At 34.7% G+C, this 24,419-nt stretch carries 21 protein-coding genes and 1 pseudogene; 4 read left to right on the top strand and 18 right to left on the bottom strand.

Annotation, left to right across the window (positions count from 1 at the left end):
* Positions 1-113: 113 nt before the first annotated feature.
* The 5 genes from FQU23_RS12410 to FQU23_RS12390 all read right to left on the bottom strand — a co-directional run bounded on the left by FQU23_RS12410 (position 114) and on the right by FQU23_RS12390 (position 7,622).
* On the bottom strand, positions 114-2,138 hold the full coding sequence (locus FQU23_RS12410; protein ID WP_147674104.1) for a DUF349 domain-containing protein: 2,025 nt from the start codon (positions 2,136-2,138) through the stop codon (positions 114-116).
* A 337-nt stretch (positions 2,139-2,475) separates the two neighbouring features.
* The gene (locus tag FQU23_RS12405; protein ID WP_147674103.1) at positions 2,476-3,228 is read right to left on the bottom strand and encodes a shikimate dehydrogenase family protein; all 753 of its coding nucleotides are present in this window, start codon (positions 3,226-3,228) and stop codon (positions 2,476-2,478) included.
* 2 nt (positions 3,229-3,230) lie between these two features.
* The gene (locus tag FQU23_RS12400) at positions 3,231-4,625 is read right to left on the bottom strand and encodes a tetratricopeptide repeat protein (protein WP_147674102.1); all 1,395 of its coding nucleotides are present in this window, start codon (positions 4,623-4,625) and stop codon (positions 3,231-3,233) included.
* 131 nt (positions 4,626-4,756) lie between these two features.
* Entirely contained in the window at positions 4,757-5,953 is a 1,197-nt protein-coding gene (locus tag FQU23_RS12395) for an aspartate aminotransferase family protein (RefSeq protein WP_147674101.1), read from the bottom strand.
* Between the two features lie 22 nt (positions 5,954-5,975).
* Positions 5,976-7,622: an OstA-like protein gene (locus tag FQU23_RS12390; RefSeq protein ID WP_410503915.1), complete on the bottom strand. Its 1,647-nt coding sequence runs from the start codon at positions 7,620-7,622 to the stop codon at positions 5,976-5,978.
* Positions 7,623-7,913: 291 nt separating this feature from the next.
* Between FQU23_RS12390 and FQU23_RS12385 the strand changes: the two genes are divergently transcribed.
* Positions 7,914-9,782 carry an alpha-amylase family glycosyl hydrolase gene (locus tag FQU23_RS12385; RefSeq protein WP_147674100.1) on the top strand — a complete coding sequence of 623 codons (1,869 nt, stop codon included), beginning with the start codon at positions 7,914-7,916 and terminating at the stop codon, positions 9,780-9,782.
* Between the two features lie 107 nt (positions 9,783-9,889).
* On the opposite strand, the gene FQU23_RS12380 is transcribed toward FQU23_RS12385, so the two are convergent.
* From FQU23_RS12380 to rsfS, 7 genes are all read right to left on the bottom strand, one after another.
* A complete protein-coding gene (locus FQU23_RS12380; RefSeq protein ID WP_147674099.1) occupies positions 9,890-10,666 on the bottom strand; it encodes a superoxide dismutase in 777 nt (258 codons plus the stop codon).
* An 8-nt stretch (positions 10,667-10,674) separates the two neighbouring features.
* On the bottom strand, positions 10,675-10,944 hold the full coding sequence (locus FQU23_RS12375; protein ID WP_147674098.1) for an acyl-CoA-binding protein: 270 nt from the start codon (positions 10,942-10,944) through the stop codon (positions 10,675-10,677).
* The gene (locus FQU23_RS12370) at positions 10,944-11,597 is read right to left on the bottom strand and encodes a phosphatidylserine decarboxylase family protein (RefSeq protein WP_147674097.1); all 654 of its coding nucleotides are present in this window, start codon (positions 11,595-11,597) and stop codon (positions 10,944-10,946) included. Before FQU23_RS12370 ends, FQU23_RS12375 begins: the two co-directional genes overlap by 1 nt.
* Positions 11,587-12,432, bottom strand: coding sequence for a phosphatidate cytidylyltransferase (locus tag FQU23_RS12365; protein ID WP_147674096.1), 846 nt, complete (start codon positions 12,430-12,432; stop codon positions 11,587-11,589). The genes FQU23_RS12370 and FQU23_RS12365 overlap by 11 nt, the downstream gene beginning before the upstream one ends.
* A gap of 1 nt (position 12,433) precedes the next feature.
* Entirely contained in the window at positions 12,434-13,039 is a 606-nt protein-coding gene (locus FQU23_RS12360; RefSeq protein WP_147674095.1) for an LUD domain-containing protein, read from the bottom strand.
* A 115-nt stretch (positions 13,040-13,154) separates the two neighbouring features.
* Entirely contained in the window at positions 13,155-15,080 is a 1,926-nt protein-coding gene (gene ftsH / locus FQU23_RS12355; RefSeq protein WP_147674094.1) for an ATP-dependent zinc metalloprotease FtsH, read from the bottom strand.
* Between the two features lie 16 nt (positions 15,081-15,096).
* Positions 15,097-15,468 (bottom strand): ribosome silencing factor, encoded by a 372-nt coding sequence (rsfS, locus tag FQU23_RS12350; protein ID WP_132112411.1) that lies wholly within the window; start codon positions 15,466-15,468, stop codon positions 15,097-15,099.
* A 95-nt stretch (positions 15,469-15,563) separates the two neighbouring features.
* On the opposite strand from rsfS, the gene FQU23_RS12345 reads away from it, so the two are divergent.
* Positions 15,564-16,292 carry a biotin--[acetyl-CoA-carboxylase] ligase gene (locus FQU23_RS12345; RefSeq protein WP_147674093.1) on the top strand — a complete coding sequence of 243 codons (729 nt, stop codon included), beginning with the start codon at positions 15,564-15,566 and terminating at the stop codon, positions 16,290-16,292.
* Positions 16,293-16,373: 81 nt separating this feature from the next.
* Here FQU23_RS12345 and FQU23_RS12340 read toward each other — a convergent pair whose 3' ends face one another.
* Together FQU23_RS12340 and pyrE are read right to left on the bottom strand one after the other, a co-directional pair.
* Positions 16,374-16,766 carry an SRPBCC family protein gene (locus tag FQU23_RS12340; protein WP_132112407.1) on the bottom strand — a complete coding sequence of 131 codons (393 nt, stop codon included), beginning with the start codon at positions 16,764-16,766 and terminating at the stop codon, positions 16,374-16,376.
* A 12-nt stretch (positions 16,767-16,778) separates the two neighbouring features.
* On the bottom strand, positions 16,779-17,429 hold the full coding sequence (pyrE, locus tag FQU23_RS12335) for an orotate phosphoribosyltransferase (RefSeq protein ID WP_132112405.1): 651 nt from the start codon (positions 17,427-17,429) through the stop codon (positions 16,779-16,781).
* A gap of 7 nt (positions 17,430-17,436) precedes the next feature.
* On the opposite strand from pyrE, the pseudogene FQU23_RS12330 reads away from it, so the two are divergent.
* Positions 17,437-18,038: pseudogene (locus tag FQU23_RS12330) on the top strand (NUDIX hydrolase).
* A 168-nt stretch (positions 18,039-18,206) separates the two neighbouring features.
* On the opposite strand, the gene FQU23_RS12325 reads toward FQU23_RS12330, so the two are convergent.
* A complete protein-coding gene (locus tag FQU23_RS12325; protein WP_147674092.1) occupies positions 18,207-19,934 on the bottom strand; it encodes a M14 family metallopeptidase in 1,728 nt (575 codons plus the stop codon).
* Between the two features lie 196 nt (positions 19,935-20,130).
* Between FQU23_RS12325 and FQU23_RS12320 the strand changes: the two genes are divergently transcribed.
* Positions 20,131-21,480 (top strand): DEAD/DEAH box helicase, encoded by a 1,350-nt coding sequence (locus FQU23_RS12320; RefSeq protein ID WP_147674091.1) that lies wholly within the window; start codon positions 20,131-20,133, stop codon positions 21,478-21,480.
* A gap of 221 nt (positions 21,481-21,701) precedes the next feature.
* On the opposite strand, the gene FQU23_RS12315 is transcribed toward FQU23_RS12320, so the two are convergent.
* From FQU23_RS12315 to FQU23_RS12305, 3 genes are all read right to left on the bottom strand, one after another.
* A complete protein-coding gene (locus tag FQU23_RS12315; protein WP_147674090.1) occupies positions 21,702-22,280 on the bottom strand; it encodes a PhnA domain-containing protein in 579 nt (192 codons plus the stop codon).
* A 232-nt stretch (positions 22,281-22,512) separates the two neighbouring features.
* Positions 22,513-22,968 carry a pantetheine-phosphate adenylyltransferase gene (coaD, locus tag FQU23_RS12310; RefSeq protein ID WP_132112395.1) on the bottom strand — a complete coding sequence of 152 codons (456 nt, stop codon included), beginning with the start codon at positions 22,966-22,968 and terminating at the stop codon, positions 22,513-22,515.
* 107 nt (positions 22,969-23,075) lie between these two features.
* On the bottom strand, positions 23,076-24,047 hold the full coding sequence (locus tag FQU23_RS12305) for a D-alanine--D-alanine ligase (RefSeq protein WP_147674089.1): 972 nt from the start codon (positions 24,045-24,047) through the stop codon (positions 23,076-23,078).
* Between the last annotated feature and the right edge of the window lie 372 nt (positions 24,048-24,419).

Below are 24,419 nucleotides of genomic sequence, written 5' to 3'. Positions count from 1 at the left end.
TTTATAAAATTATTTAGTGTTAATGAAGGTTAAATAGTTTAAAATCATTTTATAAAAAAACCTCGAACATTTACTGTTCGAGGTTTAGTATCTTGATTATGAATTAAAAAAAATTATTCTACTTTCAAGTTTCGCAATTGCTTTAGTTTTTCTTTCCAGCCGTCTAAGCTTTCTTTATGAATAGCAATGTTTTTTCTGACTTCTAATACAATTGAATTTTCTTTTTTTGCATTTCTGGTATTTGTAAAAAACTGAATGTTATTTTCTAATTGCAAGATTTCATTATTCACTTCATCAATCTTACGCATCAAGAAAATCTTTTCGCTTTCGATCTTTCGAGTATCGTTATTTTCAGATAAACCTTCAATTCTATTTGTAAAGCGCAAAAGATCAGTGTCTTTTTTACTTAAACTCAATTTATCAAACAAGGCATCCAGGATTTTATTGAATTTTCCTTCAATATGTCTTCTTGGAAAAGGGACTTTCCCCAAGTTTTTCCAATTTTCGATATGCAGTTTTATAGCATCCAAATCGGTTTTATGATCGCCAGTCAATTGGTATTCACGCAAGGTCTCTAGATAAGACTTCTTTTTATCAAAAGCTTCTATTTCTTCAGCGTTATGTTCGTCTTTTTGCTCTTTTAATTTATTGAAGTAATTGTTGCAAGCATCTTTAAACTCTTTCCAGATTTTATCAGAGTATTTTCTTGGGACATGACCTATTTGTTTCCATTCCTCTTGAATTTTCTTCATGATTGGAGTAGTAGCATTATAGTCAGTGCTTTCCTGTAATTCTTGTGCTTTAGCGACAAGCGCATTTTTCTTCTCTAAATTCTCATTTTGTTCTCTTTTAATATCTTTATAGAAAGAGTTTTTAAAAGAATTAAAATTTCTAACGGCTAATTTAAATGCTCCCCAAGTTTCTTCATTGACATCCGAAGGTACTTTTCCTGCAGCGAAAAAAGCAGCTCTTAAGGCTTCTACTTTTTCAATTTGAGCAAGCCATTGCGAATGACTATTTACTTTTACAGTAGCCAAAACTTCAATTGCAGCAATAATCTCTTTTTTCTTTTCTAGGTTTTCTAGTTCAGTACCTCTTAATTTTTCAAATAAAACCTCACGCTTGTCGTGCATTTTTTTTGTTAAATCACTAAATTGATTCCAAATCTCATCACGATGTTCTTTAGAAACTGGACCTATATCTTCTTTCCAGATTTTATGGAGGTCTTGTAATTCTCTAAAAGCTTTATTTACATCAGCTTCGTTCACTAATTCTTCAACTCGCGCAACAATTTTTTGCTTTTGCTCTAGATTGTGTTTGAAATCTAAGTCTCTGGCTTCACGATCTAAATGCAAGTAATCATAGAAATTCTCTACATGAAAATGGTAATTATTCCATACGTGGTTGTATTTGTCTTTCGGAATCGAACCTGCATTTTTCCATCTTTCTCTTAACTCATTAAAATGCTTTAAGGTGTCTTTGATGTTTTCCTGTGGATTGATCAGCTCTTTTAATTCTTCAACTATAGCTAATCTATTTTCCAAATTCGATTTCAAGTTGGTTTGCAAGCTCTTGAAATGAGTGTTTTTATTATCTCTATAAGTAGAGTAGGACTGATCAAATTTCACTTTTAAAGGGAAATGGTATTGAAAATCTTCGGTTGTATCAGGATTCTCAGCGTGATATTCCTCTTTTTTCTCTTCGATAAAATGGTTGTACTTCGCTAAAAATGCTTTTTTTATTTCTTCAACATGCTCTTTTACTGACATTACCTTGTCGGTTGCAACCAGAATTAGAAGTTCATCTACAAGTTGTTCCATCGATAATGTGTCATAATCTTGCATCGGGATGTGGTGACGGTCTTTTAAAGTCTCGTCTTCACTTTCTTCAGCATTAGAATCATCTATTGAGTTTAAAGCTTTTTGATTTACGTGCTCCGTTTCAGTATCCACCTTAACCACTTCTTCTTCAGTTGTTACGGCAGTATTCTCTGCTGCAGCCTCAACTGTTTCATTAGCTGTTTCTGCGGTAGTTGCTTCGTTTTCTGCGGTTACGCTCTCTACTTGAATAGATTCATTTGAATCATTTGGTACATTTCCATCTGCTGTTGGCAGGTTGTCATTCTTTTCTTCTAACATTTTTTTAAATGTGTAAGGTTCCTATTTTATCGAAAACGAAAGATAGTAAAGGAATGTTAAAATACAAAATAATTACCTTATTTATAGTCGTTTTAGCTTAGTGATTTGCTTTTTTTGAAGCAATTTCCTGCTATTCGCTATATCTTTTAATCCTTACTTTAGCTCAGTATCCTGAACTAAGATCAAGATAAAAAGGATGCCGCTGCTATCAGGGCTAGCGTATAGTGGTGCAGTGATGAGAAGGTTTATTTATAGAAATGAAAAATCCTTTATTAAATGGAATTGCCGAGGCGTTACCATTGAATAGAGGATTGTCATTATGAAGTTAGGAATCTACTTATCCTTTATTCCAAACCTTCCATGCTTTCTCCGCCTGAAAAACAAGCATTTCATAACCGTTTTTAATTTGGGCACCTTGCTCTTTTGCCTTTTTTAGGAATTGAGTTTCAGCAGGATTGTATATCAAGTCAAAAGCGATGTGTCTCGCCGTGAAGTATTCGTAAGGAAGTGCTGGCGATGCCTCGATATCAGGGCTTGTTCCTACTGGCGATGTGTTTATAATAATTTGGTACGTATCAAAAGTACTCGCATCGATTTGGTTATAAGCAATAGCGTTTTCCTTAGCTTCTCTGGAAACAAAAGTGTATTCTATATCTAATTCACATAAAGCAAAAGCAACGCCCTTTGAAGCGCCTCCAGTCCCTAGGATTAGTGCTTTTTTATGATGTTTCTGCAATAAAGGTTTTAGCGCTTTCTTGAAGCCGTAGTAATCCGTATTATAACCTTTTAACTTCCCTTTTTTTGTGACTTTTATGGTGTTTACAGCTCCAATAAGAGCTGCTTTTTTTGATAATTTACTTAAAAAAGGAAGTACAGCTTCCTTATACGGAATAGTAACATTAACTCCTTTTAAATTGGAGTTGTTTTTTATAATATCTGCAAATTCAGCGATGTTCTGAACATCAAAATTTTCGTATGTACAACCTTCAAAATTTTCATTGTTGAATTTATCAGTGAAATAGCCTTTCGAAAAAGAATAGCTAATATTTCGACCCAATAAACCAAAGCGTTTTCTAGCGTTCTCTAACATTTTTATTTTTTATTTTTTGCAATGTAATTTTGCACCATCTTTTTGATCCAAACGACAGGAAATAAATCTTCGAGAATAATATAATTATCAAAGTTCAATCGCAAGCCATTACTCAAATGGAACTTTGCTTTTGTATTGTCTTGAATCATAAAGTACAATCCCGCTAAACGGTATTCGACTTCATTTTCCTCAGGATAATATTCAGATGCTTGTAACAAGGTTTGAATAGCGCTTTCAAACTCACCTAAAAACTGCAGAATGTCCACCCAAAATAACCAAGTGTCTAATTCATGATCACCAAACTCCACTGCTTTTCTAAAACCAAATTCAGCTTCTTCAAATAGGTTCATGTGTTTGTTGATAGTGGCAAAACGCTTCCAGTACAAACGGTTTTGGTTGTCAATTGCTAAAGCCTTATTGACATAAAATAAGGCTTTCTGATAGTTCTTTTGACGGATGTAAAAATCGGTGATCGCAATCCATCCTTTGTCTAATAAAGGATCTTCATGAACTGTTTGGTCGAAAAACTTTAGGGCTAAAACTTTATTGCCTAGTTTTTCATGGCATTTTCCTATTCGAAGCAAAGCATAACTAGTGGCATCGTCTAACTCGATAGTACGGCTGTAGCTTTCTATTGCCTCTTCATATTTTTTCAATCGCTCAAAAGCTTTTGCTTTTTCCATGAATGCACCAAGGAATTCGTCATCGATTAAGGTAGCATAATCAAAAGCGCGTATGGCGTTTTCATAATCTTTAACTCCATAATACAAACGACCCATTTGATGCCAAGCTATTTCGCTGTATGGATTTTTATCGATGTATTTATTCAAATAGGCAATCGCATCTAAATTTTGGTCTAAAAATTCGAAACAATACACCACATTATAAAGTGCTGATTGATCATCGAGATCTTCTTCTAGGCATTTGATAAAACTTTGCTTTGCAAGTTCCAGATTATCCATAAATAGATATTCCATCCCAATTAAATTATACACATCAGCATAATCATCAGTATATTCCAGAGCGGTATTTAAAAATTCAACAGCCTTCTCGTGTTGGTCTCTTTTAGAGTAGATATTGGCTTTTTGAATGAAGATTTCTTCATTTGTAGGTTCGATGGCATATAGCTCATTGAGTAATTTCTCGGCTATATCCAGTTTATCATCATACACGAGCATTTCTACTTGAACCAACTTCAATCCAGTTGATTTTGGGTGTTGATCCAGTGCAAGCTTTAGTGCTTTTTTTGCCAGTGCGGCCTTACCCATATCCAGATAATGAAGAATAATTTCTTCAAATTCCTCGGAGTCAAAAAAGAGAACTTTGTTGGTTTTCAACATAGACTCAAATTTTGAAAGAGATAAGTTATAGTCTTCTTCTTCGTTGCTTAATTGCATACTTTGTTTTTTAGAATTTGGCCTATTTAAAATTAGGTATCCTTACTTTTGTTGCGAAGAAAATTCAGAATTGTTGTGAACAATTTAATTAACAAAAAATAGAATTTTTATTTATAAGCTGTTATGGTGTGTTAATCAATTTGACTCGACAATAGTATTTCATCCATTACTTCTAACATTATTGCGCAGCCTTCACGTATTTCATCTTCTGAAATTGTAAGTGGCGGCGTAATTCTTATCGCACATCCTTCAAATAGTAACCAGAATAAAATAAGTCCTTTGTCTTGACATTTTAAAATCACTTCATTAGTTATTGCCGTACTGCTTGTCATAGCTGCTAGCATTAACCCTTTTCCTCGAATGTCTTGTATCAAAGGGTGTACCAAAAGTGATTTAAATAATTTTTCTTTCTCTAGAGTTTGGGCCATTAGATCGGTCTCAGTAATTTCTTGCAAAGTCGCTAAACAGGCTGACGCAATGACAGGATGCCCACCAAAAGTCGTAATATGTCCCAGTTTTGGATTATCGCTCAATAAATCCATCATTGACGCCGAAGCTGTAAAAGCGCCTACGGGCATTCCGCCCCCCATTCCTTTTCCCATAACAATAACATCAGGAACGACATCATAATTCTGGAATCCAAAAAGTGTTCCTGTTCGTCCAAAACCCGGTTGGATTTCGTCTAGTATCATAAGGGCTCCAACTTCAGAACAGCGTTTTCTAACTTTTTTTAGAAAGTCATTGTGAGGTTGAATGAACCCAGCTCCACCTTGAATTGTCTCTAGTACAATTCCAGCAGTTTTAGAAGTGATTTTTTCTAAATCGGCTTCATTATTAAAGGTAATGAAATCTACGTCAGGAATCAAGGGACGAAAGATTTGTTTTCGTTCTTCAAAGCCCATAATACTCATCGAGCCCATAGTATTTCCATGATAAGCATTGTGACAAGAAATCAATTGACTGCGACCCGTAACGCGTCGAGCTAACTTTAGTGCGCCTTCAATGGCTTCAGTTCCTGAGTTAACGAGGTAGGTCTTGTCTAATGGTGCCGGTAGGAGGGAGGCAAGTAGTTTGCAATATTCCACGGCTGGGCTTTGAGAATACTCTCCGTAAACCATTACGTGCGAATATTTGTCTAGCTGATCTTTAATGGCCTGGTTTACTCTTGCGGGTTGGTGTCCCAGCGTACAAGCAGAAACTCCTGCCACAAAATCCAGGTATTTTTTATCGTTAGTGTCGTAGATATAAGATCCTTTGGCATGAGATACTTCCATACCCAAGGGATACGGAGAGGTTTGTGCTTGGTATTTTATGAAATCAGTATTCAAAATTATATATTATTGGATTGTTTTACTTTACCTCTTTTTTTGAAGAGGGACTTTTTTTCTTATCGTAATTCAAGGTTTCCTTTCGAATTTTCATCGGGACGTTTTCTTTTGCATCTTCCTTTTTTCCCTCTTTTATCATTTTATCATTGAGTTCGTTGTCTTCATCCGAAAAGATATCATCTTTAGATTTTATTCTTTCATCACCCCGCCAGACAAGTCCTCTCAGTTTTCTTGCGTTTTCGGGCAACTCAGCATCAGGGTAAATATCACCATCAATTTGGTTGAAAAAAGTAATGGTTTCTACCGCATTATCTTCTAAAATGAGATTGATTTTACTGCTTACATTTTTATTGATTCCAATTAGTTCATTAGCGTCATTTCGCATATAGTAGAGTACCTCTGCATTTTTTACAATATCGACATCATGTAGTTTTCCTTCCTTAAACTTCCCATACAGATTTTGTCCTTTCACCTGATTATAGCCAGTTCCTATAGTGTCTCTGGAGACCAGAAAAGTATTGTTGAGTACTTTGAGTGAATCGAGTTCTTGAGAAGTATTATTCCCTATAAGATGCATCACATCTCCCGTAATCTGGCTTTCTCCGTTCCATAGCACTGGATTTCCTATCAATTTTGTAATCGCAGTTTTTGCACTGGAATGAATTGAATCGCATTTTCCGCTCATGTCTGTTTTAAAAAAACGCACATTATTAAAAGCGCGAATAATCCGGTTGTCTTCTTTACCAGTTACCATCAATCTTTTACCGTGAATATAAACGGAGTCATTTTCGACAAAATTCACAGCGACCGCTCTTTTGGTAACAAACATAGAATCTTGTTTTTTATACATTTCGGCATAATGTCCCTTTACAATTCCGCGATTGACAGAATCGGTTATTTTTACATTTCTTGTGGCCGAAGCAAATTCTTTAGTTCGATCATAATACAAGCTATCGCCTTCAATCAACCGATCTTCATATTTTATGTAGGACTTTCGAAGAAAATGCCCCACATTTTTTTTGGTGTCATAGAATCCTTTTTCGGTGTAGATATAATTTTTCTTACTAGTAATTGTGGATGGACCAAAAAGATAAGAGTGACCTGAGTTGGTGAAATAATCCACATGATTGGATTTAATTACATAGGTAGGATTAGTGATTGTAACTGCAGTCAAGAACTGGAATTTTTTTTGCGTCACATAATATTTTCCAGATTTGCTAACCAATGTATTGTCTTTATTGACAATGGTTCCTTTTGTATTGTAATATACTTCTTGAGAATTACGATCAAAGTTTATCGTGTCAGTTGCTAGTGTAGCATCTGGCGAACTCATAAAAGCCTCGCCGGTAGCAAATGCTTTCTTTACATTACCGCTGTATTCTGCATATTTGCTGTTTAGAAAAAGAGTGTCTCCTTGAACTAGTTGCACATTTCCAAAAGCTTTTATGTAGTTTTCTTTTTGAAAATAATACGCCTTATTGCAGGTTAAAACAACGCCATCATGATTCACACGTACGTTTCCGGTAAGCAAAAAGGCATCTGGCATCTCCGCCTGATTTACATCTGCAAAATCAGAATGCTCAACAATAATTTTTTTTGGTGCTTGTCCCAAAATGGATTTTGAGCTTAGTATTGCCAAACAACAGATGAAAAATAAGGACTTCTTCAATGGATTTATTTTTTGTTCAAATTTAAGAAAAAGGAAACAATCCTAATGGATATTAGCATTTATTTATAAATTCAAAATTATCAATTACAAATGCTGGTTTTACTTCGCTTATTAAGTTATCAACAAATAGTCTAACTCTCTCGTTGTAGTACCTGTTTTCTATAGTTTATTGGTTTATGCTGGACAAATAGAACTCCTAATTTTAAAAAAATAGGTTAATTTTAAAAGCTAATTACCTAGGTCATTTGCTTTATAAGAATCCAATGGCACAGCTAGTAACACTAACTTAAAATGATAAAAAAAACGATTCTTATTGCAGGAATAAGTTTAATTCTTGTCACCGCAGCTTGTAAGACTGCAGCTTTACCAATGAATACAGCGAAAGAAAATACAAAGGTCGAAAATAAAATAGTTGTTTATCAGGTTTTTACCCGATTATTCGGTAATAAAAACACTGCAAACAAACCTTGGGGAACCATCGAAGAAAATGGAGTGGGGAAGTTCAATGATTTTACAGCAAAAGCGCTTAATGAAATCAAAGATTTGGGTGCAAACTATATTTGGTACACTGGAGTACCACACCATGCCTTAGTTAGAGATTATACTTCAATTGGTATTTCAAATGACGATCCCGATGTTGTAAAGGGAAGAGCGGGCTCACCTTATGCAGTAAAGGATTATTACAATGTAAACCCTGATTTGGCCGTTAATCCAGCCAATCGGTTAGTAGAATTTGAAGCGCTTATTACTAGAACACATAATGCAGGGCTAAAGTTGTTAATTGATATTGTTCCCAATCATATTGCACGAAAATATGAAGGACGAAATAATCCTGCAGGAGTAACTGATTTCGGAACAAATGACGATGTTAAAGTAGAATACAAAAGAGATAATAATTTCTATTATATTCCAAATTCTAAATTTGAAGTGCCAGATACAGCTAAACCATTAAATGGGGAAGCAAATCCATTAAGCGACGGAAAGTTCACTGAAATTCCTGCTAAATGGACTGGAAATGGATCTAGAATGGCTAAACCAGATAAAAATGATTGGTATGAAACCATAAAAGTGAATTATGGAATTCGTCCTGATGGCTCAAAAGATTTTCCAGAGCTACCAGCAGGATTCGATACAAAATCAGTTGCGGAGCATTTTGAGTTTTGGCAAGGAAAAGATGTACCTGATTCTTGGAAAAAATTTAAGGATATTGCTCTGTTTTGGACAGCTAAGGGAGTAGATGGATTTCGATATGACATGGCCGAAATGGTTCCTTATGAGTTTTGGAGTTATATGAACTCAGCGATAAAGATGAAAAATCCGGATGCTTTTTTATTGGCTGAAGTTTACAATCCAAAGGAATACCGCAATTACATTCGATTAGGGAAAATGGATTACTTGTATGATAAGGTGGAAACCTATGATAAATTGAAAGAAGTAATTCAAGGAAAATCATTGCCTGATGGACTTTCGGACATTCAAAAAGGAATGAAAGATATAGAACAGCATATGTTGCAGTTTTTAGATAATCACGATGAGCAACGTTTGTCTAGTCCTGAGTTTGCCGGTAGTCCAGAAAAAGGTAAACCTTTGATGGTGGTTTCTACAACGATCAGTTCAGCGCCCACGATGATTTATTTTGGACAGGAAGTAGGTGAGGCTGGAAAGGAGAACGGAGGTTTCGGGACGAATTCTAGAACTTCAATTTTTGATTATGTGGGTGTACCAAGTCATCAACGCTGGATGAATAATGGTAAATTTGACGGAGGCCAACTGACGGACAAAGAAAAAGCACTTAGAGATTTTTATAAAAGGTTGCTTAATTTCTCCAATAGTAGCTCGGCATTAATGGGCGAGTTTCAAGAAATTCAAACTGTGAACAGGCAATCAACAGTAGGTTTTGACCCAGGTATTTATGTCTTCACACGTTGGTCAGATACTCAAAAACTAATTGTTGTTTCTAATTTTTCTTGGATTACCACGAGTTCATTCGAACTTAAAATCCCTACTGATGTTATAGGGAAATGGAATTTAAAGGATGGAGATTACACGATCACTGATCAACTTTATAGAAATAGTACGATACAGTTGAAAGTAGTTAATGGAGAAGGAAAAGCGCAAATTAAGATAGCGCCTTCTGAGTCTTTTATTTACCAATTATAAGACTTTATTAAATTGGTTTAGTTCTCAAGATTTGAGAAGGTAAAAAAAAAATGCTGATATATTCTACTTTGGTAGTGTATCAGCATTTTTTTATATAGTAGTAGATCTTAATATTTTCGTCTCATCGCAGCCTCGTAATTCTCAGTTACTTTAGGCCAGTTAATCACATTGAAAAAAGAATCAATATATGTTCTTCTGCGGTATTGGTATCCTAAATAATAAGCATGTTCCCATAAATCCAAAGCCAATATGGGCGTTCCAGGGGCAACAGCGTTTTTCATTAATGGATTATCTTGGTTTTGAGTACTTGTTATTTTTAATTTCCCTGCTTTATCAACTACCAACCAGACCCAAGCTGAACCAAATTGGGAAGTTGCTTCACTTTTAAAAGCGGTTACAAAGTTTTCATAAGAACCAAAATCTCTTGATATTACTGATGCAAGTGTATCTTTAGGTACGCCTCCTGAATTTGGAGCCATCGATTTCCAATATAAGGAATGATTGTAATATCCTCCCGCATTGTTTCTTAAATCGGCGTTATTAAGGTCTAGCTTCGCTAATATACTTTCGATCGGCTGATTTTGATATTCAGTCCCCGCAATCGCATTATTAAGGTTGTTAGTATACGTCAAATAGTGTTTTGAATAATGCATCTCTAATGTTAAAGGAGAGATTGTGGGTGCTAATGCATCGTAAGCATAAGGTAATTTTTCCAATTGGAATGCGCCGTTATTTGCTTTTACATCGTCTGGAAATCCAATAGTTACTTTTTCTTGAGCAGTTGGTAATGGAACTTCTACGACTTCTGTTAGTTTCTTATCGTTACATGAAGCTAAAAAGCCCAACAGAAGTAGGCTAGATAGTAATAAAGATGATTTTTTCATTGCTAGTATTATTTTTTCAAAAGGGAATTAATAATTTCTATGTATTGTTCTTTTGCTTCATCAGCTGTTAAATGGCTGATTTGCATCCAAGCATTCGTTTTAAATGCATCCCTTAAATGATACGTTGATGTTTGTCTTAGGTCTAAGGTACCAAAAGTTGCATGTTTGTAAAAAGCGTAGAGACGTAGCTGTACATCCTGAGGTAAGGATGCCTGAGTCATTTCTGAAGCGCTGTTTACTGCTTCCTGAAATCTAGTATCTAAATCTTTTTTTACCATTATTCTTTTGTTGCAATAATTGTTTTCCCTCCAATTGCTTTTTGGTTAAGAACTACATTTATAGGTGTTCCAATAGGTAAAAATAAATCTACTCTGGATCCAAATTTAATGAAACCTGCATCAGTTCCTTGAACAACCTGCATACCTTCTTCAGCATAATTTACAATTCTTCGCGCTAATGCACCGGCGATTTGACGGTATAATACAGCTCCGAAGAAATTATTTTCGACCACGATCGTCGTTCTTTCATTTTCTTCACTCGCTTTTGGGTGCCAAGCAACCAAAAATTTCCCAGGATGGTATTTACTGAATTTTACAATTCCGTTCATTGGATAACGAGTAACATGTACATTGATAGGTGACATGAATATAGAAACTTGTAATCGTTTATCCTTAAAGAATTCTCCCTCATAAACTTCTTCGATTACTACTACTTTTCCATCGACTGGAGCTAGTATTTGATTTTCGTTAATGATAACCGATCTCTTTGGGTTTCTGAAAAATTGTAAGATGATTATTAATATCAATAATGCACTAATTTGAATTAACTTACTAATCCAGATAGTATCAATGAAATGGTCTGATAGTAATAATACGGTGGCTGTAAAAATAGTACCTAATAAAATAGTTTGGGCTCCTTCTTTATGAAACATAATTTAAAATTTGATAAAATAAAAATACAATTGGTGCTACAAATATAACACTATCTAGACGATCTAGTACGCCTCCATGGCCCGGCATGATTTTTCCGCTGTCTTTGACTCCAGCGACGCGTTTAAATTTTGATTCGATTAAATCACCTATGGTTCCGAAGATACCTACAATCAAGGCGATTATGATCCAAATAAACATTTTTCCTTCAGCAATTTGAATATAATATTTTCCAATTAAATAACTGGCAATAACGCAAAATACAACACCACCTAGAAAACCTTCGATCGTTTTCTTAGGAGAAATCCTTTCGAATAACTTTGTTCTTCCAATTGACTTTCCTACAATATAGGCAAAACTATCATTTGTCCAAATAAGGATAAAGATACTAATTAGGATTTTTGGGTTATAACCACTGATTCCAAAAGGTATTTTTGTCATGATGACAAAGGGAAGTATAATATATCCTATGAGATAAACGTACTTTGAAAAAGAATCGATCTTTACTATTTTATGGTCAAAAAGAAAATGGATACACTTTAAGAATACTATTAGTGTAGTAGCGAGTACAAGCAATTCAAATGTCTTGTTAAACCTCAATAGGTAGAGCAAACCAGTTGTAGCAATCGTTATTTTATAAAACAGGGTGTAAGTTGCAGAAGCAAGTACAACAGGAATTATTTTATTAAGCTGTTGCAAATTGCAAAACTCTACAGTAGCGATAAGGAGAAATGCACCAAACAGAATGAAAAAACTTTCCGTTGAATACAGGATGGAAACTATTAATAAAATTACATAAATAGCACCAGAAATAGATCTCTTAAGGGTTTCATTCATTTTAAAGATCTTCTAAAAGCAACAAATATAGATTTTTAGCGACACTACCATATTGGGTGAAGTCTTCTTCTTTTGCTTTTTCAAAATATTTTATAGCGGTAATGTTTGTTGGGATATCGCTTTCGTACTTCTTTTTTATAGTAGACAGTCCATCGCTTTTTATTGCAACAATTTGGGATGTTGTTGCTACAACAACAATATTAATGGGCAATTCATTTGGCTTATGCTGCTTAATTTGTTTGGAACAAAATAAGATAGAACCTTCTTCGGCGATTAGGTTTTCACAATGTGAAAAAAGGAACTTTGGTTCTACACCCTTTACATAAGTAAGTTTGTTTTCATCTAGTAAACTAAACAATTTGGGCTCATAACATAGTACGTTACTTTCATACCAGTCATTTTCTTGGAGAATATTTTCGAATTGTTCTTTTACTTCCTCTAAAGTTTCGCAGTATAGAAATTTACCGCCATTTTTCTTGAAATTATAGATGAATTGTTCGTCAATAGACATAGTGGTCATGTCAGGACTAGAGCTGTTTTTTTCTTTCTCTTTTTCCTCATCTGAAGCTGAAATACTAGAACCAAAAATTTTTCTGAAAAGACTCATATTTTGTTAAGGTACTTTATATATTAAGTTGAAACCGTTCAAAGATAAAAAAATCTTAATTCAAAAGTGATTTTTGAATTAAGATTTTAAAAATAAGTGAGATATATGTCTTTTTTTAAGATACCACCTCTTCAAGGTTTTTATCAAATGTTCTTTTTCCGAAAATAGCTTCTAGGTCATCTTTGAAGATAACTTCTTTTTCAATAAGAATGTCTGCTAGTTGATTTAGTTTGTCTTTGTTCTCTTCTAATATTTGAATTGCTCTTTGGTACTGTGTTTCAATCAATAATGAAATTTCAGTATCAATTACTTTTGCAGTTTCTTCAGAATATGGTTTAGAGAAATTGTATTCACTTTGTCCTGTTGAATCATAGTAAGTAACATTTCCTATTTTATCATTCAATCCGTAAACCGTTACCATAGCACGTGCTTGTTTAGTAACTTTTTCTAAATCGCTTAATGCGCCTGTAGAAATTCTGCCGAAAGTCACTTTCTCAGCTGCTCTTCCTCCCATAGTTGCACACATTTCGTCTAACATCTGGTCAGCACGAACAATTAAACGCTCTTCAGGTAGGTACCAAGCTGCACCAAGACTTTGTCCTCTAGGAACAATCGTTACTTTGATAAGTGGTGCTGCATGCTCTAACATCCAACTTACGGTTGCGTGTCCTGCTTCGTGAATAGCGATTGCTTTCTTTTCTCCAGGAGTTACAATTTTGTTTTTCTTTTCAAGACCACCTACGATTCTGTCAACAGCATCTAAGAAATCTTGTTTATCAACTGCAGTTTTGTTGTATCTCGCTGCAATTAATGCCGCTTCATTACAAACATTAGCAATATCAGCTCCAGAGAAACCAGGAGTTTGTTTTGCTAAAAAGTCAGTATCAAGACCTTCAACTTTTTTCAATGGTCCAAGGTGTACTTTAAAGATTTCAGCACGCTCCCGAATGTCTGGTAAATCCACAAATATTTGTCTGTCAAAACGACCCGCACGCATTAATGCTTTATCTAGAACATCAGCTCTGTTGGTTGCTGCTAATACAATTACATTTGAATTAGTACCAAAACCGTCCATCTCTGTCAGTAATTGATTCAGCGTATTTTCTCTTTCGTCATTTCCGCCTGACATATTGCTTTTTCCTCTTGCTCTACCTACAGCATCAATTTCATCAATGAAAATGATCGCAGGAGATTTTTCTTTTGCTTGTTTAAATAGGTCACGTACACGTGAAGCACCTACGCCTACAAACATTTCAACAAAATCAGAACCTGATAACGAGAAGAAAGGCACTTGCGCTTCTCCAGCTACAGCTTTTGCTAATAAAGTTTTTCCTGTTCCTGGAGGCCCTACAAGTAAGGCTCCTTTTGGAATTTTACCACCAAGATTTGTGTATTTCTCTGGGTTTTTCAAGAACTCTACAATTTCTTGTATCTCTTCTTTTGCTCCTTCGAGTCCAGCAACATCTTTAAAAGTAGTTTTCACATCTGTTTTTTCGTCAAAAAGTTTTGCTTTTGATTTTCCAATGTTGAAAATTTGTCCGCTACCGCCACCGCCGCCGCCTGACATTTTTCTCATTATAAAAATCCAAACTCCAATGATGATGATAATAGGTAGTAAGCTGATGAAAATATCAGACCAATTGCTTTTTGACAAGAAATTGAAATCTTTTAATTTACCTTCACTAACCGCTTTCTCTAGTTTGTTTTGTAAAATTTGGTCGTTCCCAATAATAAAAGTATAATGTGGCCCTTTATTAGGACTATCAAAAATATCTTTTGCAACTTTTTTGTTGTCAGATGATTTTAGCGCAGCAGCATTTAGGAAAACTTCCGCTTCCGATTTGTTATAAACGATTACCTTTTCAATGGAACCTTTTTCTAAAAGTTCATTAAATTTAGAAGATGTTATTTGTGCTGGTTCTTGTAAACTGGAGCTACCAGTTACGAAACTAATAAATAAGAAGATAAGTAATATGGCTGTATAAACTAGCCAAGGGCTTACTTTAAATTTATTAGGAGTTGGATTGTTATCTTTAGCCATTCTTGTTTTTCTTTCTTTAGTATTTGTTTTCTATCGTAGTTATTTTAGCGTCTCCCCACAAACTCTCGATGTTGTAATATTCGCGGATTTGTTTTTGGAAAACATGAACTACTATATTAACATAATCCATAAGTACCCATTCTGCATTACCAGTACCTTCAACATGCCAAGGCTTGTCTTTTAATTCTTTAGATACTGTTTTTTGAATGGAGCCAACAATTGCATTAACTTGTGTGTTTGAGTTTCCGTTACAGATAACAAAATAGTCGCATACTGCGGTGTCAATATCCCTTAAGTCGAGAATATCTATGTCATTTCCTTTTACTTCTTCGATTCCCTTAATAATGTTTGCCAGAAGGTCATCATTATTTATCGTCTTTTTTGCCATGAATTATTTTTATATAAGTTTGTAAAGTTACCATTTTTTGTGATTATTTTTGGACCTTAACATAATATTAAATGTTGTTGCGTAAATAATTACAAATGAAACTAATCAAACTCGATGCCATAGATTCAACAAATGAGTTTCTTAAGGGGCTATCAAATAGGCAGGAATTAGATAATTTTACTGTTGTAGTTGCCGAAAAACAAACTAAAGGAAAAGGGCAGATGGGTGCTGTTTGGGACTCTGAGAAGGGTAAGAATCTGATAATAAGCGTTTTTGTAAAAGATCCGTTGTTAAACATAAAACAGATTTATAATCTCAATATTGCCATTGCAACAGCAGTTGTTGATGCTTTAGAAATTTACAATATTCCCGAAGTACGCATAAAATGGCCAAACGACATTATGTCATATAATTTTAAAATAGGTGGCATTTTGATAGAAAACAGCCTCAAAAGCGACGGCGCTGTTTCTTCTGTTGTGGGATTAGGACTTAATATTAATCAAACAAACTTCGATAATTTACCCAAAGCATCTTCCTTAGCCGCGATTTGTGGTACTCATTTTGACAAAAATCAGCTGCTTGTTTCTATTGTCGAAAAAATGAAACAAAACATTGCTAAAATAGAAAGCGAATCAGAAGGTTTATGGTCTAAATATACGGATCGACTTTTTAAAAAAGGAATTCCAATGCCTTTTAAAGATCAATTTAATGTGAATTTCATGGGGATTATTCAGGGTGTTTCAGCTTATGGAAAACTGCAGGTACTTTTAGAAGATGATAGTATTGCCGAATACAGTATCAAGGAAATTCAAATGTTGTATTGAAGAAGGTTAGATTGTATTTTTTGAAAATAAAAAAGCCTTTCAGTTTGCACTAAAAGGCTTTAAATATTTTGAGGTCAATTGTTACAATTTAGACATATTACTAGCTAATGTTTCGATAAATTTACCAATTGGTCCTTTTATCATCATCGCCATCATCGGATTGAAATCTCCTTCAAAATCAAGTTTAACAGCACTTGAACTATCAGAAACGGTATCAATATTTGCTATTAGAGTGAAAGGCAATTTATCGCTTGCAGCTCCAAGTACCACTTTGCTTGGTGCTACTTTTTCTTTCATTTTCAATTTAATCTCTGGCATTCCTTTTAATCCAAAAATAAAAGCATCGTCGCCGATTACCTCAAATTTTGCGATGTTATCTGGCATTAATTTTTCAAAGCTTTTCACATCTGTCAATAAATCAAATAATTCTTGCGCTGATTTTTGAACAGTAACTTTTGGACTTTCTAAGTTCATATTTTGTTAGTTTTATTTGGCTTCAACATCCCAAGTTGATGGAGTAACGTTCCATTCTCTTAATGTTTTTTCTTCTTTTTCAGTAATATAACTTTTGGCAACAGCCAAGGTTAACAAGTTTTGGTAGTTACTCAAAGTGTATAAATCGATATTGGCAGCTTTAAAGTTTTGTTCAGCAACATCAAACCCATAGGTAAATATGGCAGCCATTCCTTTTATATTTGCACCAGCAGCACGCAAGGCCTCAACAGCATTCAAGCTGCTACTTCCTGTGCTTATTAAATCTTCTACAACCACTACATTTTGTCCTTTTTGCAAGAAACCTTCCACTTGGTTTTGACGCCCGTGTTTCTTTGCTTCTGGTCTAACATAGACAAATGGAAGCCCCATGCTCTCGGCAACAAGCATCCCAATTCCTATTGCTCCAGTGGCTACACCGGCAATAACATCTGGTTTTCCAAATTGTTTTTCTATATTTTTAGAAAATTCATCTCTAACGTAATTTCTTATCGCTGGAAATGAGAGAATTAGTCGGTTATCACAATAAATAGGTGATTTCCATCCAGAAGCCCATGTAAAAGGATTTCCTGGATTCAATTTAATTGCATTTATTTGTAAAAGCAATTCGGCTGTTTTTTCGGCAGTATCTTTATTAAAAATCATAATACAAATGTATAAAGTTTTTGTTAACGACAAACCACTTTTTTTGACAAATATAATTTCAAAAGAAACAGATTTTCAATTGTTCTTACTCGAGAGTATAGACATTGAGCAACTTATCGTAAAAATATTTCAAAATAAAATTCAAAAAGCCTATCTCTATCATCCCGATGAAAAGGAAATTATGAAGACTTTGAAAGCTAAGATTCCTGTTTGTAAGGCTGGAGGAGGCTTGTTCATAATAAACACGGCGAGATTTTGTTTATTTTCAGGAATGGAAAATGGGATTTACCCAAAGGCGGAATCAATAAGGGCGAGGCGATTGAAAATACCGCGATGCGAGAAGTAGAGGAAGAAACGGGTGTAGGTAATTTACGAATTTTAAGTAAACTCCAAAAAACATATCATGTTTTTAAGCGCAATGGGAAATACAAACTTAAAATCACTCATTGGTTCGAAATGTATTCTGACTTTGAAGGTACGCCTGTAGGTCAGATAGAAGAAGGCATAGAAAAAGTAGCATGGTTGAAGCCAGAGGACATTCCAGAGGCTCTCAAAAACTCCTACGAAAACATAAAATTATTATTTGAAGAAGAAAAACTCCTAGATTAAGAGTTTTTTTTTGTTAATATTTTCGGTGTATACTAGATAGTTTGGCGTATTTCGTTTTAGTTTCTTAATTTTTTTTAGCCACGAATTACACGAATTTTCACAAATTAATTAGTGCTAATTCGTGGCTAAATTTTATCCTAGCAGACTTTCGGCGATATTTCTTTTAGTTTATAAAACGCGATAAATTGGATATTGCAAATGTGCTTTTTCATAATACACAGAGTGTTTGTACACCCAGTCTAACTGTGCTTGTGGACTATTAGCAAATTTGGGATCCTCTTTCTTTTTCTGATCTAGTTCTGCTTTTAGTTTAGGATTGTCTTTTAGGATTTGGGCTGCGGTATCTTCAAAAACATAGTCAGAATAACCTTCTTTTTGTTGTAACATTGTATCGAAGAAATTCCAGTTGAAAAAAGAATCAATTCCCTCTGGTTCTAGGGTTTCTAATAGATATTTGATGCCTTTTTGTTCTGTAGCGACAACATAGTCTCCTTTGGCGAAAGCCAGATTTTCCTTTATACTACTTATTTTAGTGTCTCGATGGATGTAATGTCCTTCATAAGCGGCACCTGATGTTTTAAAGTCTGCGATTTTGTAGCTCTCGACTTCGATTAGGGTGTCTTTTTTTAGTTGGGTATAAGCGATTTTGTTACTTTTTAGTAAGTCTATGACATTCCAAAATGCCTTTGGGATAATATAAGCCGTTGGTATCGTAATTTCTTTTACAGATTTGTATTCTTTTAGATAGGGAATTTCTTTTTCGAATGGTTTAGCTCTGTCATAGAAAAGTCTGTCACCGCTTGTCGCCTCACTTTTTTTACGTCCGGCTTCGAAGCCTAAAAATGAAAATTTAGAGACTTTTGTGGTGTCAAGTTGCCATTTGAGGGTGTACGATTTTCGTGGTTCGAATTGTTCTTCGTTTTTAGAACGTTTTTGTTTGATTTTTTGGTGATTTGCATCCATAAAATCAATGGTCGAAGTCATGTATTCGTAGGTTACTTTAACCCTATCAGCATATTTTTTTAGCATGTGTGTTTCCACAACAAAGCCAATGGTATTAAATAAGGAAGTGTAGCCTGTGGAATATCTAGGGCTGTCGAAAAATTGCGCAAAACCATTGTCTGGTGTTTCGCTAAAAGCATTCACATAAGGAGTTGTTGGGATGTTTTTTTTCTGTAAATCAAGAACTATAGAAGGCATCATTTCACCATCCAAATAGTTACCTAAGACGGTTCCTAGTTGGTTTTTCTGTGTCATAATGTAGGTTAGTTTGTACTGATAATCAGCTCCGTTGCTTACATGGTTGTCTATAAAAACATCCGGGTTTAATTTGTGAAATATTTCAGTAAAGCTTTTCATATTTCGAGTATCTGACTTTATGAAATCCCTGTTCAAATCATAATTCCGGCCATTTCCTCTAAAACCATAAATTTCAGGTCCATCTTGATTTGCTCTTGAGTTCGAATTTCTATTTAAAGCTCCGCCAATATTATACACTGGAATCGTGGAAACAACAGTGTTCTTTGGAATTTTAATTTTTCCTAAAGCCAAATCCCGAAACAACTGCATAGTGGCATCAATTCCGTCTGGTTCGCCAGCATGGATACCGTTATTTATTAATAGAACGGCTTTATTCTTCTGAATTTTGTCAAGGTCGAATGACTTTTCGGGATTGAAAATCACAAGATGCAAGGGTTCGCCACTGTCGGTTGCGCCCATTTCTATCATTTTTATTGATGCGAAATCCTTAGCTAACAAGCTGTAATATGCAATGGTTTCTTGATAAGTTGCTGTTTGATTTCCGTTTCCTTTTTCGAAATGTGTGCTGTACTTAGCATCTTTTTGAGCAAAAATTGAAATTGTGAGAAGTAATAGCGGAATAGTGAAAAATTTCATGTTTTAGTTTTTTACAGAAATCAAATATAATATTTTTTTAATGGGGATTTCAATGGCAATGCCAATTACAATTTCAATGATAATATCAACGGGAACATCAATTGCAGTATCAATAAAAATAGTAATACAAATGGCAATAGTAATAAAACTCGTAATTCATAACCTATAAATCATATTTCATATTTACCTTTGCAAAATGAATAAGAGACACCATTCGAATAATATACTATTTAATTTAGGAATCGATAACCTAAATGAAATGCAGGAAGCAGCACAAGAAACGATCTTAAATGATAACAATGTACTGTTGCTTTCGCCTACAGGTTCAGGGAAGACCCTGGCTTTTTTATTGCCAATATTAGAAATGTTACAACCCGAAATCCTTTCGGTTCAATGTTTGATTCTAGTTCCTTCGAGAGAATTAGGGCTTCAAATTGAGCAGGTTTGGAAAAAAATGGGTACAGATTATAAAGTAAATGTATGTTACGGTGGACACTCTATTGACACAGAAATCAAGAATTTAAGCAATCCGCCAGCTGTTTTAATAGGAACTCCTGGGCGTATCGCAGATCATATTGACAGAGGAACTTTTAGAACTGATAAAATTCAAACCTTGATTTTGGATGAATTTGACAAGTCATTGCAACTGGGTTTCCACGAGCAAATGTCGTTTATTATTGGGAAATTGACCAAACTAAACAAACGCGTTTTAGTTTCGGCAACTTCAGATATTGAGATTCCAAAATATACTAGAGTTGTTAACCCAACGATTTTGGATTTTATTCCAGAAAATGAGGAAGAAACTAATCTCTCTACAAAAATTGTTGTTTCTAAGGAAAAGGACAAAATAGGAAGTTTGTTTGCGCTTATTTGTTCGTTGAAATCACAATCGGCTATCGTTTTTTGCAATCATAGAGACGCTGCAGAGCGCATTAGTGACACTCTAAACGAAAAAGGAATCTATTCGACCTACTATCATGGCGGAATGGATCAAGACGAGAGAGAACGCGCATTAATCCAATTTAGAAATGGAAGTGTGAGTTATTTAATTACTACAGATTTAGCGGCTCGTGGTCTTGATATCCCCGAAATGAATCATGTTATTCATTATCATTTACCATTAAAAGAGGATGAATTTACACATAGAAACGGTAGAACAGCTCGTATGACTGCTTCGGGAACGGCTTACATCATTGCACATGAAAGCGAGAAGAAGTTAGACTATGTAGATTATGGAATGGAAGTTTTTAAAGTAGCAGAAAATGTTTCTTTACCAAAACCTCCAGAATTTCAAACCATCTATATTAGTGGTGGAAAGAAAAACAAATTGAATAAAATTGATATCGTAGGTTTCTTTTCTCAAAAAGGAAAGCTAGAAAAAGGCGATTTAGGATTAATCGAAGTGAAAGATTTTATTTCTTTTGCGGCCGTAAAATTCAATAAAGTAAAAGACTTGCTTCACAGTATTCAAGATCAAAAAATGAAAGGCAAGAAGTTTAAAATTGAAGTAGCGAGGAAAGTGATTAAGAAAGAAGAAGAGTCTTAGTTTATAGTGATCAGTTATTGAATGCGCTGAAAATGAAAAGAGTCATTTGATGTTATAAAAATAATGTATAAAAAAACGTTAGCAGAAAATGTACTGCTAACGTTTTTTTTTATGTTTTTATCTCGCTAATCCTGTTAACCGAGACTGAATACTTTTTCATCCCAAACACTGTAAACTGAGACTGAGACTGGACACTGAATACTGCAAACTGCGACTGATTACTATATTTTCTTCACGTACTGTGTAATAATCACGATCGTTTGACCGTCAACTTTACCTTCAATGAATTCGGCATTTTCATGATCTAGTCTGATGTTACGCACGGCAGTTCCTTGTTTTGCAACCATACTAGAACCTTTTACTTTTAGATCTTTGATCAAAACTACTGAGTCACCAACTTCCAGAATAACTCCGTTGCTGTCTCTGTGAACAACTTTGTTTTCATCTTCTTCTCCTTCACCTGTTGCTTGTGCCCAAGCTAGAGTATCTTCATCAAAATACATTTGGTCGATTAATTCTTGAGGCCAACCTGCAGAACGCAAACGGCTCAACATTCTCCAAGACACAACTTGTACTGCCGTATGCTCGCTCCACATGCTGTCGTTAAGACATCTCCAATGGTTTAGATCTTCATTACCCGGAGTTTCGATTTGGTCAATACAGGTGCTGCAAGCCATGATACTTTCGTCTATTCCACCTTTTTTAGTAGGTAGTACTTCGTATACTTTTAGGTTTTCAGTTGTTGCACAAAGTTCACATTTCGATCCGCTTCTTTTGTTTAATTCTCTTTCTATACTCATTGTTGAAATTTGTTATGATTGTGCGAAAATACGCTTATTAAGTACTTCCTGCAAGTTTGTGATATGTGGTATTTAGTTTATTGTTCAATAATTAGGGATGATATTTTTTAACCACATCCATTCATAGATTTTATAGGTGTAAAAAGGCATTCCATTTTGATTAGAATACAAGGCTAACTGTTTTCTGAAAACTGAAAACTGAACACTATCTACTGACCACTGCCCCTGAAAATTACTTAACTCTCACCGCTTTTGGAACTAACATTTGGTATTCGCCGCCATTACGGAGAACGTCTCTCACGATACTCGAACTGATGTAAGAAGTACGCGCTGCAGTTAGTAAAAATACGGTTTCTATTTTTGACAAATGTCTGTTCGTGTGTGCGATGGCTTTTTCGAATTCAAAATCGGCGGGATTGCGCAAACCACGCAGAATGAAATCAGCTTTGATTCTTTGACATAAATCAATGGTCAATCCTTCATAAGTAATCACTGATACTTTTGGTTCGTCTTTGAAAGTTTCCTCGATAAAACGCTTTCGGTCTTCTATAGAAAACATGTATTTTTTATCGGCATTAACACCAATAGCAATGACTATTTCGTCAAAAAGAGAAACGCCTCTTTTTATGATGTCTTCGTGTCCTAATGTTATAGGATCAAACGATCCAGGAAATATGGCTTTTCTCATTATACTTTTTTCTATTTTTCATTTCGACTAAGGAGAAATCTCTTAATATGGGTTTTCTCCTTCGTCGAAATGACAAGTTTGTGTTATATCTGTGAGGACATAGTCCCTTATTTTAATGCCAACTCAATCGCATTTGCAAACAAATCTTCGAGTGAAATTCCTGCTGCAAGCGCTTGTTGTGGTAGTAAACTTTCGTTCGTCATTCCAGGAACAGTATTCATTTCTAACATGAAGGGTTCGTCGTTTACAATTATAAACTCGCTTCTCGAGAACCCTTTCATTTTTAATAATTCGTAAGCACGCTTTGCGATAGTGCCTACTTTTTCCGTCATTTCATCAGAAATGCGGGCTGGCGTAATTTCTTGAGATTTCCCAAGATATTTAGCTTCGTAGTCAAAGAAATCATTTTCGGAAACAATCTCGGTAATGGGCAAAACAGTTATTTTTCCTCTATAATTGATAACACCCACCGAAACTTCTGTACCGTCAAGGAAACTTTCTATTATGATTTCGTTGTCTTCTTGATAAGCCATTTCAATTGCAAGTGGTAACTCGGCTTCTGTCTTTACTTTCGAAATCCCAAAACTTGAACCTGCTTTATTGGGTTTTACAAAACAAGGCAATCCTACTTTTTGTACGATTTCATTTGTGTCGATTTTGTCTCCTTTGTTTAAGTAGTAAGAAAGGGCACTTTTAATTCCGTATGGCTTTAAAACAGACAGTAGATCTCTTTTGTTGAAAGTAAGTGCCGATTGGTAATAATCACATGATGTTTGCTGAATCCCTAGCAATTCTAGATAGGCTTGCATGAGTCCGTCTTCACCGGGAGTACCGTGTATGGCATTAAAAACGCAATCAAATTTGATTTTGTCGCCGTCAATCGTTACTGAGAAATCATTTTTATCGATGGGAAATTCATTTTCGGCTTCGTCTACATAGACCCATTTTTCTGGTAATATGTGTACGCAAAATCCCTTGTATTTGGTTTTGTCCAGGTATTGGTTCACAACATTCCCGCTGATTAGTGATATTTTATATTCGCTGGAATAACCGCCCATGATAATGGCAATATTTTTCATTCTTTGTTGTTTAAGGTTTTAGGTTTAAAATTTTTAGATTTAAACTCAATTTTAAGGCTTGTTGTTTTGAAAACGAATGTGTTTTAGCCCCGGTAGAAGCGACATCCTTTTTCTTTTTTCGTTTTTTAACGAAAAAGAAAAAGATATAGCGGATAACGGGAAATAGCTCCTAATTAATATCAACTCTATAAAAGTTCCACTTTTGGCTGAACTAGTGTTGCGATAACTTAAATGTAGCTTCATTTCTTATTGATCAAAAATAGAAATGTTTTCGCACTTTCTCTAAAGTCCGACGTTAAATACTATTAAACAAAATTATCATTTTTTTTGAAACGAATATGCTATATCTTTGCCGTATTATAAAAATAAATT

The sequence above is a fragment of the Flavobacterium sp. XN-5 genome, from assembly GCF_008033395.2.
Taxonomy (GTDB): domain Bacteria; phylum Bacteroidota; class Bacteroidia; order Flavobacteriales; family Flavobacteriaceae; genus Flavobacterium; species Flavobacterium hiemivividum.
This window is presented reverse-complemented; position numbering and strand designations above follow the sequence as displayed.